Here is a 13381-nt window from a genome sequence, read left to right as displayed (position 1 = left end):
TTGGATGAAGAAAGGAAGTCATGAAGTCTCTGAACTATCTGAACGAAACACAGCATGACGATCCTCGAAGCTGGATCGGCGGAGAAGCCACCGTTGGTTCCCAAGCCGGCCGCTATATCCGTCGCCAAGCGGGACCACCCACCTCGCTGCTCGGTGTGGTCCTCGGCCTGACCTTCTTTAGTGGCCTGGCCCTGGGCAGTTCCTTGGGGCTGCTTCGTCGTGGTAAGAGCGAATAGCGCGCTCACGGTTTGCGCTGTCTCCAACCTTTTCTTGTGACACCAGTTCCCCCGTTCTCTGCTTTACCGTGTTCTGATAGTGCTTCAATCTATCGGGGAGTCAGGCGAAGATGCTGAATCGACCAATGTGTCTTCGCTGTGCGGTTTCATGGGCGACCTGCAGCGATTTGAACGAGGTTGTTTTCCCACCATGAGTTGCCAGCTCTAGGACCATTGAGCCCTGGCTCGTTTTTTCCGATCGTGTTGCTCTGAGACGGTTCTATCTATGAGCAGCCTCATACATTCAGTGTTGCTGAAACTGTTGCAAAGGTACGCTGGTCACGCCCCTCCTCCAGAGGGGCGTGACCAGCCGCGACATCGCGCTTTGCATGGCTTGAGGTCTTGTTCAATGCTCGGGTGGGCCTGGTCACACTAGAGCGACCAAGCAGAAGAGAGACATAGGATCTTGCCCTTCGGTGGTATATCCAGTTTCGTAGGACGATGTAGTTCATTGCTCCATAATCCCCGTTGCCGATCCATCATCGTCCCATTGACGGCCGGCAGTTATCGTACATAAGGCTTAACACATCCTTGCCCTGCTCGAAAACCATGCTCTCAATACTGGGCACCAAGCGGATATGCTGTCAGTCGGGGGCAGCTCTTGCGGTAATGACGTTCCTCTTCTGTCGAAATTTGGTTTCAACGGCGGCTTGTCCTCCACAACAAGACAACCAGAGATATGAGGAACATGGTCGGCAGCATCATGTCTCCAGCTGCGCCAGGGGCGACTGTGCAGCCACCACCATCGTTGGGTGGCGGTGCGATGTTGAAGGTGGCAGTGACAGTGGCATTCGGGGTAATCGAGCAGGAACCAATTCCTGAACAATCTCCGCTCCACCCGGCAAAGATCGATCCTGGATCGGGTGCTGCGGCGAGGTGGACCGTGCTACCCAGAGGGAACTTCCCGTTGCATGTTGCTCGACAGTCAAATCCAGCAGGATCGGACGTCACCGTACCAGTGCCGGTACCGGCTTTGTTGACGGTGATGGTGGAATTTGCCACTACGCTGGCCAACGCGGTTCGGGCATTGATACGCCCGCCACTCAACATTTTCCCACTCAGGGATGTCTTCCGATCCACGGTGCTCAGGATGGCGCTCCTGAGTTCGGTGATCGAGAGGTTAGGGTTGACGGAGAGCAATAATCCAGCCAGTCCTGCCACATACGGAGTGGCCATCGAAGTGCCCTCAAAAAACTGGTAGTCTGTAGTATCTGACGGCAGCCCTGCCACGCAAGTGACGCGGATGTCGTCCAAATATGCGCCGTCAAAGGTGAGACTCTCATCCGAGACGAATCGGAACCGAAACCGTGAACCAGCCGCGCCGTCTGCGATGTCTCCCCAGGTAATGGGACGAAATTGGTTGTTGCTGTCTCCTGAAATACCCCGGATGGCTTGCCAAGTGGTTCCGCTGTTCTTTGAGACGTCTGCAAAAACTTCGTCGCTTTCCAGCTCGGTTTGGTAGCGAACGCGACTGTCCAATCGACAGCCCCGCTGTCCCTCGGTAGAGAACACCGGTCCAACTGCGAAGGAATCGGTGTGGTTCTGATAGCTCCCGGTCGGACTGTCGGTCAGGCTGTTTGGTTGGCTGGATGATGTGAAATCGGTGAAACCCCAGGTACTCCTGGTTCCTCCAAAGACATACCCGAGTCCGATTGGGTTCGAATCAAAGTGATGCAAGAGAACCGTCGTGACGTTTGCGGTGGGCGTTGTGCTGTTGATTCTGATGCCCGGCGCCCCCACATGGACAGTCGTGGCCCCGAAATTTGAGAAGGTCGCCAAGTGATCATTTTGGTCCGTTGCGGCGACCGCGATCACGTTTGCCAACGCGGCTTTCGATTGCCCGCCACACACCGAGGCGGCGCCGAAAGTTGCGGGAAACATCGAGACGTTGTCGTTATCCTCGCTTTCATTGCCTGCCGCTGCAACCAACAGGACCCCTGCATCATTCGCGGCACGCACGGCATCATAAAAAGCCAAGCTACAGCCAGATCCGCCAAAACTGGCGTTAATCACGCGCGCGCCTTTGGCGACGGCATAGTGGATTGCCCTGATAATGGCGGCGGTGGACAGAGATCGATTCACACCGCCGGCTTTCAGAGCCATCAGTCTTGCGGTCCACATGATCCCCGTGGTTCCAGTTCCGTTGTTTCCGACTCCCGCGATGATTCCAGCGACATGAGTGCCATGTCCAGGGTTACCTTCTGAATTGAGATCGACGGGGTCCATCGGGTCATTATCGTTCATGAGAAAATCCCATCCATGCACATCATCGACTAATCCATTCCCGTCATTATCAACGCCATCCCCCGCACGCTCTCCCGGATTCGTCCAGATATTGGGTGCAAGGTCCGGATGATCGTAAGCCACGCCCGTGTCAATAACGGCGATGATCACGTTTGGGCTTCCCGTGCTGATGTTCCAGGCTTCCGGTGCATCGATGTCGGCATCTGTCGTTCCCGCCGTTCCATTCACAGCTTGACCGATGTTATGGAGGCCCCATAGTGTGCTGAACTGGGCATCATTGGGAATGGCTTGCAGCTGGTAAAGATAGTTGGGTTCGGCGTACTCAACGGCGGGGTTACGTTGGTATTGCGCGATGGCCTCGTCCACCGATAAGGCACCGTCCAACTTGTACTGATGGATCACTCCGGCCTGTACCGACACTGCTCTGAGTTCTTTGGCACCTACATCGGCATTCAGCGATCTGATCCCCGATGAAGGCGCCTCATCCCTGAACTTGACGAGCACCTCTCCCGGGACATAGCGTGCCGGGTGACGCAGGTCCCGAGAGAACGCTGTCATGCTACCGGATGTCTGTTTCTGCTTCGCATACACCAAGCGATTTCCGGGTATGAGGTCCGGCAATGTGACCATGGGTATGGTAACGCCAACGATGATCCCGAACGAACAGAGCACGATTTTCATCATGCTACTTCTGCGTTTCGTACAGGTAATTGGGCTCCGCATACTCGACCTCCCGATATGAAATGAGTCGGGTGATCGCGGATTCAACCGACCGATCATCCAAAATACGGACATGATAAAGACGTTCCCGCTGGAGTTCAGTGATTACGTCGGTTCGGTTGTCTTTGAGGATCGCCGCAATCCGCTCTGGTGACACTCCGCCTTTGAACTTGACCAACACTTCATTCGAGGCGAATCGAGGGGGAGGGGATTTCGTAGATGGATCGAAAGTGTGTGGCGTTGTCACAGCGTGATCGGTTGCGTTACAGGATGTGGAAATCCACACAGCCGATACGCACATCGTGATTGCAGCAAGCTGTACTATGCGATGAGAGAGAGCGGGCAAGTAGGACATTGTCTTCTCGGTGTTAAATGGACTGATCGCGCTGGTTCATCCGGACCAGGCGTTACATGTAATAGAACTGGCGTTCATTCATGTACCCCTCTTCCGAGGGGAAAACTGGTATAAAGTGATGGATCAATCTTTGGTGTAGAGTGCCCTGTGACCGGAGGAGGTTACGTGTCGGCACGGATGTGTAACGAAGGATTGTTCGCGGAGCAGGAGGTAGCGCAGGTCGAGCATGTGCGAGTGCACAGCCCTCACATTTGCACAAATCGTGTGATGGCAGTTTCGATGATGTGTCATGGATTCGCTGGATTTGGTGTCCGTATTTGGTGATAGATGAGCTGAGCGTTATGCCGACGAGCGCCGCTTCTCGGATGGTCAGCCTTTCCCCGGAGTCACTCGTTCCACCGTTTGATGGACCCATCTTGATGGTGTCGTAGCAGTTGATAGGAAGGCTTGGCCGAAGCCGAGCACAAAGTGGGCATCGTCAAATTTGATTTCCCAGAGAGCGAAGTCGCCAAAACCAAACATCATCTCAGCCTGGGGGAACCGCTCCAGGTATCGTTCTTTGATGACATCGTAGGATGATGTATCAGGCGAGAGGATGGCTGCTTCGCCCTGAAGATTGATCCGTCGTAATGCCAGCGGGTTTTTCTCGGGCCCATCGGGTTCCGCAATGAACAGTGATACCCGTGGATCAGCCAGCAGGTGCTGTGTGTGGAGCGCGAGACGGCTGAGGTGTAGATAGACTCGAGTCCAGTCCGATCCGAACACATACGGCACATGTGATCCAAAGGGCCGTCCATTTCGCATCGTCAGTAATACGGCGGTGCGCACATCTTGCCCCAGTGCCGACCATGCGTCGTGAACGTTCTCACTGGTCAACGCGCTTGCCATGGGTGGTAGCCCTCCAAGTTCTGAATGTCCGAGACTTGTCGTACAACTGAGTGTCACTCACCATATCACCCGTCAGGCGGAATCACCACAGAGGGGAAGGAGGTCGTGGCGAATTCCCTCTGCCTCTTGACTCACCTCGGTGTGAAGCCTATGGTACCGGAGTGGGAGGAGTTAACGCCCCGAGGGAATATGGTTCAAAAGGGGGTCGAGTGAAAGAGGATGGTGTGCAAGCCCAGCTTCGACTGGGAAGCCTGAAGTCCTCCCAAGATCTCCGCCGTACCTGATCGTCCTCGGTTAGGTGCGTGCTCCTCCCACCCTAAACGCATTCCCTTCCAGTCCTACTCCCATAGCCATGGCCCGCTCAGTTGGTCTTCGTCCAATTACGCGAAGGTACGTGCACAACTGGAAGCAGCTGCTATACTTTGGTCCATTGAGGCAGCGTGTGGGCTATGCAGGCATCTTCCATCATGAAGGCATTCATTCTGAGCACAGCAGCCGGACTGCTTTTCTCTCCGACCGTGAGCATGGCAGAGCTCTATAAATGGACCGATGAACAGGGGCATCTCCATATTACCGATGCGCCGCCTGCCGGTACGCACAAGAAATCCGCGCTGATCGTGACGCCAGCTCCGCAATCAGCATTGCCGCGGAGGGCGCGAGCTCAGCCGGTCGCGCCCGAGCGGCCTCGCGCAGAGGCTCGCCCGCTTCAGGCGCCAAGCGGAATGTCTCCAACGAGTGATCAACCGCCTCTAGAACTGACCATCGAAGGGTTGAACCCCTTCCGGGCCATGGCGATCAGTCCGTGGCAGGTCTTCAACGGCAGTGAGCGGGACGCCAGAGCACCGGTTCAATCATGGAAGGACAAACAGGGGCTTGAGCACCTTGTTGACGTGCTACCAGCCATGAAGGGAGGCGCGGAGGCGGGGGGCAAGGTCGAGGATTTGTCGATCCCGCGTCCTATGCGTAAGGGCAAGGAGCAGGCAACGGGAGTCGCGCGCTCGCGTCATCATGTGACAGAATGACGTCATGACAATGGTTCGGTGGACAGGACAGAACTTCATAAACCTCGCACTGGCGACCCTCTTGGCCCTCATCACGTTGTCCCCGAGGGATGCTGAGGGGGCTATCCCCAGAGCTTCTGCTGCCTTCTCTGATGATGGTCGGCTCCTTCTCGTTCAAACGGAGGAGTTGGCTGTATGGAATCTGGAGACCAAGACACTGGTGGCCAAGATTCCAGATCTTCCCTGTCAACAGATTGCCTTGATGAAGCAAGATGGGTGGGTGCTGTGCGTGGGGCATAGCGTTGTCATCTACGATTGGAAGAATCGTACTGCGGTCGCCACGATCCCCTCAGAGTCACGCGAGCCCTATCAGTTGCTTGCCTATTCGAGCGAGACTGATCAGCTGATTCTCCGTCATTGGAATGAGGCCGTATCCGTCTGGCAGCTAGGGAAGAAGCTTGTACCGCTCAAGCATATCGCGTTGGATCAGAAGAAGGACCTGTCGGCGGTTGCGGCTTCTCCCGATGCCAAGCAATTGGCGATTGCCCAAGGGCAGACGATCCATCTGTACGACCTGCGAGGGACGACCATCCGTGATGTGGCCGTAGACGGCGTCGTGCGGGATCTGCTTTTTGCACCGAACAGTGAAACCCTCGCGGCGGGCGTTGGTCGTGCCATGCTCTTCATTGATACGAGTGAGGCAGCGATTTCGGTTCGGGCGACATTGACGAGCGGAGAAGGGACAGGAGGAGAGGCGACGCCTCAGCTGTTTTCGCGTGACAGCCAGCACTTGGTCGCCGAGAACGGTGAATCGAGTTATGTGTCGGTCGAGGTGAGCACGGGTAAGCAGGTGGCCTTGACGGAATTTCTCTATGAAGACCGCGAACGCGGAGTACGGGTGCCGAGCCATCTGCATCCGGTCGATATCTCAAGTGATGGGGACTATCTGGTCGGACTATCCGACCATCTCTCTACGCTTCAGATCTGGGACTTGTCGACCGGAACGATGTTGCAGGATTTGTGCGGACACGACTGCCGTCAGATAGGGACCCGTGTGTCGTTGCTGAAATGGTCGCCGAACGGGGCCAAGGTGGTCGTGGCACTGCAGGGGGGATTGAATTCCGAGGTGGACGGGAAGGTCTCGGTCTGGGATGTCGCGTCACGTTCTCCGGAGTTGGTGTTGGATCCAAGTCAGCCACAGGCCAAGGTCTTGGCAAAACGAACGGTGCCGCAGAGTCCGGTACCGGTGGCAGCGCTCACGTCGACCGCTGTGCCGACATTCGTTCATGCCATGGTGGTGCGTGCAGTGGTGACCTCTCCCAGCGCAAACCAGCTTGTGACGGCCAGTGACGACGGGTTTCTGAAAATATGGGACCCGGGGCAGGGGATGCTCTTGCGTCAACTGAAACTGGCTGTCGCGGCCAGCGCCCTTGCGTTCAGCTCCGATGGTGCCATCTTGGCAGCAGGGACCACTAATGGGGAGATCCGTCTGTGGGAGACCCATAGTTGGCGTGAGTTTTCTCCCTATGCCAGCCAACAAGGGCAGATCAACGCGTTGCAATTTCTTCCAGGCAACCGTGTCTTAGTTATCGCTGGGGGCCAGCCGCACGTTTCGGTCGTGGATCTCGTCACCCAAACAGTCGTGAAGGAGCTAGTGCATCTCAACCGATCGTCGGCTTGCGTTGGGAAAACCTGTGCAAAGAAGCGAGGCGTGCAGGGGGAGGTCGTCGAAGGCTTGAGTTTCTTGGATGGTACCGCGTGGCTCATGACGATCTCGCGATCCGGTCGTGTCATATGGGACAGTACAACCTGGCAAGAAGTAGAGAAGCCAGCCGGCATGCCGGAAGCCTGGGCCGGTCTGGGATGGAACCAGCCCTTTGTCTGGACGACCACGCGAGCCCGTGATCCGAAATCCAAGACGCTGGTGATTTGGGATCCCAAACACAATACAGTGTGGGCAGGCCTCGATACCTTCACCAGTCGGGATACGGAGGTTGATCATGGACCGCCTGTGGGGTTGGGGACAGCCATGGCTGTCGATCCACAGCAAAGATGGGCAGCGACTCGCGTGGGAGAACATATCTCTGTCTGGGACCTGTCGGCCAAAGCCAAACGAAAGACATTTCATGTCGGGACGCCATCCCATCTGCATTGGACGAGTGATGGGAAACATTTGATCGTGTCGACCCTCAACCGAAAAATTCTGGTCTGGTCCGCAGAAACCATGGGACCAGCGCACTATCTGCGGGATCCTTCCGCCACCCGATAGGGCAATTCGTTTTGCGCACAGGTCTATTTCCGTTTGTGTCGTTCACCATCCGGTCCCATTGTTTCCGAATAAGTTTTGTGATACCACACAATCAACGCTTGTCTTCAAGAGAGGGTGAATGGCACAAAAGAATGTATCTGTAACAGTGACTTCATCGAAATCTTCCGCTCCTCCATCAACTCCTGAATCAGCCGCGCCGAAGAAAGCTGTCGCCAAACAGGCAGAGCGGGTGACCGCGGTGGAGATGGGAGCGCGCCAGCGGGAAATTTCCGTTTCGGAATTTTTCACGAAGAACCGGCATCTGCTCGGCTTCGACAATCCACGCAAAGCGCTGCTGACGTGCGTGAAAGAGGCGGTCGACAACGCACTCGATGCCTGCGAAGAGGCAGGGATCCTCCCTGACGTGACGGTTCGGCTTGAGATCGTGTCGAACGGGCAACCGATTGCAGCAAGCCAAGCGAACCGATTTCGTGTGACGGTCACCGACAACGGGCCCGGTATCGTTCGTCAACAGATCCCTCGAATCTTTGCAAAGCTGCTGTATGGATCGAAGTTCCATCGTCTACGGATGAGTCGAGGGCAACAGGGGATCGGTATCTCCGCGGCCGGCATGTATGGACAGCTGACGACCGGCAAACCGGTCAAGATTATTTCCCGGATCGGGCCGAAAGCCGCCGCGCATTTCTTCGAAGTCCAGATCGACACGAAGAAGAACGAACCGCTGGTGCATGAGAACAAGCAGATCGATTGGGAGCAACCGCGCGGCACTCAAGTGACGCTGGAAGTGGAAGGCAAGTATCAGAAGGGCCGTGCGTCAGTCGACGAATGGCTGGAGCAGACCTCGATCGCCAATCCCCATGTAAAGTTGATCTATCACACGCCGGAAGGGGAGACGAAAGAGTATGCGCGCACCTATCACGAGCTCCCGCCGCAACCGCGCGAAATCAAGCCCCATCCCTATGGGATTGAGTTTGGCATGTTGCTCAAGATGTTGCAGGATACGAAGAGCCACACGGTTGCGGGGTTTCTCGAAAGTGATTTTTGTCGGGTATCTGCTCAGATTGCAGAGGAGATTTGTAAGGCGGCGAAGGTATCGCCTGAGGCCAAGCCACGTGAGCTGAAGGGGCCGGTGGCTGAAACGCTCTACAAAACGCTGCAAGAGACGAAGCTCATGGCGCCGCCGACCAATTGCATTTCACCGATCGGTGAGAAGGCCATCCTCTCCGGGCTCTATAAGCAAATTAAAGGTGAGTTTTATACGGCAGTCAGTCGGCCGCCGGCGGTGTACCGCGGCAACCCCTTCATCATTGAGGCTGGGCTGGCCTACGGCAACAGACCTCAAGATCAGAACAAGCCTCAGCAGCCAGCCATGCCGAAAGCTGAGGGTGAGGGTGAGGAGGAAGATTCAGAGCTGGCGCGGGTGATCCGTTACGCGAATCGCGTGCCGCTGTTGTATCAACAATCGGCCTGTTCGACTTTCAAGGCCGTGCTGAGCACGACGTGGAAGAACTACGGCTTGACACAGTCGCGAGGGGCCTTGCCTGGCGGGCCGATGGTGATCTTTGTGCATATGGCCTCGGTCTGGGTGCCGTTTACGAGTGAGTCTAAAGAAGCGATTGCGGACTACGATGAGATTCAAAAGGAAATCACTCTCGCACTTCGGGAGTGTGGTAGGCGGCTGGGTCTCTTCGTGCGTCGTCGCGAACGGGCTGCGAGCGAATTTCGGCGGCGAAATATCTTTGAGCTGTATATTGAAGAAGTCGTTGAGGCGTGCAATCGGCTTAAGGGGGGCAAGCTACAGAAAGAGAAATTGAAGGAACAGCTTCAGAAGATCGCTTCTACCCGCACCGGTGGTCAAAAAACTGACCAAGCCCTGGGTAAAACCGGAGCCGGGCCTGAAGGTCTGCCGCACTCCATCATCGTGACAGCCGAAGGTATCGAAGGCGAGACGGCGGTGGCCAGTCAAGTCGAGGTAGATCAAGCAGGAATGAGACCGAAGGCCACGTCCGATTTGTTGGGAGAGACACCGTCTGTTGAGGAGCCGACCTCGAAAGAACAAGCGATCAAAGCGCGACCTACTGAGAAATCGACGAGGAAGGTAGCTGTGAAATCAGAGCAGACGATGCTCTTTGCGCGCAAGTCTGGTTCAAAAGCGGAGCCTGTCAAGCAGGGTAAGTCCACTGCTTCCCGCAAACATAAATAGGACACCAATTAGACACCATGGCGACCAAGACAAAACCCCCCACAGTGGTTGAGAAAAAGCTGATCAGTCTGGCCGATATTGTCATCCAAGCGGCCCAACGGTCGAAAGACCCAACGCTTCAGATTCCGATTCGTGCCCTCTCGAATGTGTCTTTCAACGAGCGGAAGGGCCTGATTGAGATGGGGGACAAGAAACAGGAACGGTCGTTTTTCAACGTCGGTATGGCCAAGAGATTCATGCAGACGGTGCTGGTGGCGGATGCGCTCTCTGAGTTGCAGCGTGCCGATCTCACGACCTCGCTTCGAGAAATTTACTACCGCACGAAACACACGATCAAGGATTCTCACGAGAATACCTTCGATGCGCAGGACGAATCCGATCCGGTTATTGAAGATCTCGAGGTGTCGCTCGCCGCGCTTCGAGAAGAGCTCCATGTCAGTGCCGAAAACAGAGGCAGTATCGTGGGGCCGGTGGTCTTCGGTGATGACGGCGATCGTGTCGATTGTTCGAAGCTCGGGAAGGGCGGGTACTCGGTTCCCTCGATCGTCGAGCCGGAATATCTGGAGATCCGGCGCTGCACAGCGGACTTCGTGCTGCTCGTCGAGAAGGGCACGCAGTGGAACAGGCTTTCGGAGGACAAGTTCTGGCGTCGCTATAACTGTATCCTCTTAACCGGAAACGGTCAGCCTCCTCGTGGTGTGCGGCGCCTAGCCTGCCGGTTGCACGAGGAACATCGACTGCCGGTTTATGTGCTGGTCGATAACGATCCCTGGGGGTACTACATCTATTCCGTCGTCAAGCAAGGCTCGATCAATCTGGCCTTCGAGAGCGAACGGATGGCCATTCCCAAAGCCAAGTTCGTGGGCCTGTCGAGTGCCGATCCTGAGAACTATGAACTGCCGCGCAATGTCGGCATCAAGCTCAACGACAAGGATATTGCCCGTGCGAAGGAATTGTTGAACTACCAGTGGTTCAAGAAGCCGGCCTGGCAGGCGGAGATTAAGCGCATGCTGGCCAGTGGATTGAAGTACGAACTCGATGCGTTGGCGAATAAAGACTTCCAATATCTCACCAAAAAATATCTGCCCAAAAAACTTCAGGAACGGGATTGGCTTGATTAGCCTCTTCCCTGTGACCTGGCCATGATGCACCGGCCATGAAGAGATTGCCTGCCTGGACTGCACCTCTGCGTGACTGGCAGCAACGAGCGCTGTCGGCGGTCTGTACCCATCAGACAAAAGACTTTTTGGCGATGGCCACGCCTGCCGCGGGCAAGACGCGGTTTGCGCTGAGGGTCGCGCATGAGTTGATGCACACGCAAGCGGCGGTCCGAGTACTGGTCGTTTGCCCGACCAATCACCTTCGTACCCAATGGTCGGAAGCCGCGGGGAAGATCGGGCTCCAGCTTGATCCAACTCTGACCAACGATCAGCCGGCTGAAGCGTCCGACTATCACGGAGCGGTGGTGACCTATCAACAGGTTTGCCTTGCTCCAGAGAGTTTTCAGCGAGTATGCAAGAACAAGAAGACGTTGCTTATCTTCGACGAGCTCCACCATGCCGGTGATGGGAAGAACTGGGGAAAGGCGCTTCGCTCGGCATTTGAGCCGGCGGTGTTTCGGTTGATTTTATCTGGTACGCCGTTTCGGTCGGATAACAATCCGATCCCGTTTGTCCGGTACGAACATGACGAAAGCCGGGCCGATTTTGCCTATGGGTACACCGAGGCGATCCGAGACGATGTCTGTCGGCCAATTGTTTTTCCGAGCTACGAGGGTGAGCTGAGTTGGCTCTCCGACGGTCGTGAACATCAAGCGACATTTCAAGACGGATTGACATTCAATCGGCAACGCGAACGGTTGAAAACGGCGTTGCTGCAAGATACCTGGCTGGGTCCGGTCATTACCGATGCCCATGCCCAGTTGACACGCCTTCGGAAGGAGGAGCAGCCGGATGCAGGCGGACTAATCGTCTGCATGGATCAAGATCATGCACGCTGGGTGGCAGAGCTCGTCGCGCGAGTGACCGGTACGAAGGCGGAGGTAGCGGTGTCTGACGATCCCGCCGCCTCACACACGATCGAAGAGTTTGCCACGCATAAAAAGCAGCAGTGGCTGGTGGCGGTCAACATGGTGAGTGAAGGTGTGGATATTCCACGACTGCGTGTCGGTGTCTATGGCACGAACGTGATCACGGAAATGTATTTCCGGCAGGTCGTGGGCCGGTTTGTCCGTATGCAAGAGGGCTTACCGAAGCCGCAACGGGCCTGGCTCTATCTGCCGAAGGATCCGGTCCTCGTGCATTATGCCAAGCAGATCAAGGCGGAGCGTGATCATGTGTTGGAAGAGATCATGCCGGCAGGGCAGCGGGATCTCTTCGGGCGAGTGACGGTCTCGACGAACGAGTACGTTCCCTTGATGGCCGTTGCGAGGATGGATAGCCTGATCGGTGAAGAGGAGACGCGCGGTGAGGGCGATGCGGCGGCAGTTCAAGAACCGGCGGTTTCACTCTATGAGCAGAAGCAAGACCTACGAGACCTTCATCGCTTGCTTGTCAGCGCCGTTTCCAGAACCAGTGGCATCGATCATCGCCGACTTAATGCGGAACTGATTGCACGAACCGGCAGCCGTGTCGACCAAGCGACGGTCGAACAGCTCAAGAAACGCATTCAACTGCTCGAGAAATGGAAAGAGCGAGGCTACGATGGAAAACGATGAAGGGGGCCGTGTTGGACGATCAGTTTACAGCAATTTCTTTCTGACGAAGATGTTTGTCGAACACGAATGGCCCAAACGGGAGAAGAGAGGCCAGAAAGGCATAGAAGGAAAACCGGTTATCCCATTGATAGGTAGCCCGCAACTTTGCCAACTGGGCAACATAGACTAAAAACAAGATTCCGTGAATCGCTCCCACGACGGTCACCACCCTCGGCATTCCCATCAAGTACTTCATCGGCATTGCCACGAATAGTAATACGAGAAATGAACAGCCTTCAGCCAAGGCGGTCATTCTGAATCGTCGGATCTGACTCATGTGCGTCGAGTTCTCTCAGTGACATGTCTGGCTAAGGTTAGCAAAGCGTCAGGGTCGGCGGGAATTGTTTACGAACTTGTGAACCAGTGTCAAGGACTCTCCTGCCTCAGATTCCCAGGCTGGTCAGTGCTGACGAGCGGATCGAAGAGGGACTCCGATGTTCTGGTGAGCTGTGGGTACGATAAAAATGCTGACCGGATGTATAAATGCAGGACGCGACCTCTGCCTGATGTCGTAGTCTCTCACAAATGCAGAATGGTACGGTGTGCACGTCAACCGGTGGCAACATCGTGTTGCCATGCTTCAATTTCTTCTCTCTCAACCTCTTTGAGGTAAGACCTATGAAGCTTCATCGCATGCTACTGGTGGTGGCACTGATCGGGATGCTCAGTAC

10 protein-coding genes are annotated in these 13381 nt (G+C 55.7%); 6 read left to right on the top strand and 4 right to left on the bottom strand.

Features of this window, described 5'->3' with window-relative positions; genetic code table 11:
* The first annotated feature begins 20 nt into the window (after positions 1–20).
* Positions 21–236 carry a hypothetical protein gene (locus tag ACYX34_RS18145; RefSeq protein WP_462077990.1) on the top strand — a complete coding sequence of 72 codons (216 nt, stop codon included), beginning with the start codon at positions 21–23 and terminating at the stop codon, positions 234–236.
* A gap of 678 nt (positions 237–914) precedes the next feature.
* Here ACYX34_RS18145 and ACYX34_RS18140 read toward each other — a convergent pair.
* From ACYX34_RS18140 to ACYX34_RS18130, 3 genes are all read right to left on the bottom strand, one after another.
* Positions 915–3242, bottom strand: a complete 2328-nt coding sequence (locus ACYX34_RS18140; RefSeq protein ID WP_462077989.1) for a S8 family serine peptidase — start codon at positions 3240–3242, stop codon at positions 915–917.
* Positions 3205–3486 carry a S8 family serine peptidase gene (locus tag ACYX34_RS18135; RefSeq protein WP_462077988.1) on the bottom strand — a complete coding sequence of 94 codons (282 nt, stop codon included), beginning with the start codon at positions 3484–3486 and terminating at the stop codon, positions 3205–3207. The genes ACYX34_RS18140 and ACYX34_RS18135 overlap by 38 nt, the downstream gene beginning before the upstream one ends.
* Before the next feature lie 477 nt (positions 3487–3963).
* Entirely contained in the window at positions 3964–4482 is a 519-nt protein-coding gene (locus ACYX34_RS18130; RefSeq protein ID WP_462077987.1) for a HugZ family pyridoxamine 5'-phosphate oxidase, read from the bottom strand.
* Between the two features lie 467 nt (positions 4483–4949).
* Between ACYX34_RS18130 and ACYX34_RS18125 the strand changes: the two genes are divergently transcribed.
* The 5 genes from ACYX34_RS18125 (at position 4950) to ACYX34_RS18105 (ending at position 12671) form a co-directional block, all read left to right on the top strand.
* Complete coding sequence (locus ACYX34_RS18125) at positions 4950–5504, top strand: DUF4124 domain-containing protein (protein WP_462077986.1); 555 nt, start codon at positions 4950–4952, stop codon at positions 5502–5504.
* A gap of 4 nt (positions 5505–5508) precedes the next feature.
* Complete coding sequence (locus ACYX34_RS18120; protein WP_462077985.1) at positions 5509–7752, top strand: WD40 repeat domain-containing protein; 2244 nt, start codon at positions 5509–5511, stop codon at positions 7750–7752.
* A 118-nt stretch (positions 7753–7870) separates the two neighbouring features.
* Positions 7871–9955 (top strand): DNA topoisomerase VI subunit B, encoded by a 2085-nt coding sequence (locus ACYX34_RS18115; protein WP_462077984.1) that lies wholly within the window; start codon positions 7871–7873, stop codon positions 9953–9955.
* A 17-nt stretch (positions 9956–9972) separates the two neighbouring features.
* On the top strand, positions 9973–11076 hold the full coding sequence (locus ACYX34_RS18110) for a DNA topoisomerase IV subunit A (protein ID WP_462077983.1): 1104 nt from the start codon (positions 9973–9975) through the stop codon (positions 11074–11076).
* Positions 11077–11111: 35 nt separating this feature from the next.
* Entirely contained in the window at positions 11112–12671 is a 1560-nt protein-coding gene (locus tag ACYX34_RS18105) for a DEAD/DEAH box helicase (RefSeq protein ID WP_462077982.1), read from the top strand.
* Positions 12672–12690: 19 nt separating this feature from the next.
* Here the strand turns inward: ACYX34_RS18105 and ACYX34_RS18100 are convergent, their stop codons facing one another.
* Positions 12691–12987 carry a DUF3817 domain-containing protein gene (locus ACYX34_RS18100; RefSeq protein ID WP_462077981.1) on the bottom strand — a complete coding sequence of 99 codons (297 nt, stop codon included), beginning with the start codon at positions 12985–12987 and terminating at the stop codon, positions 12691–12693.
* Positions 12988–13381: the final 394 nt, after the last annotated feature.

The sequence above is a fragment of the Nitrospira sp. CMX1 genome (assembly GCF_054902215.1).
Note: the sequence above shows the minus strand (reverse complement) of the source record. Positions and strands in the feature narration are given on the sequence as shown.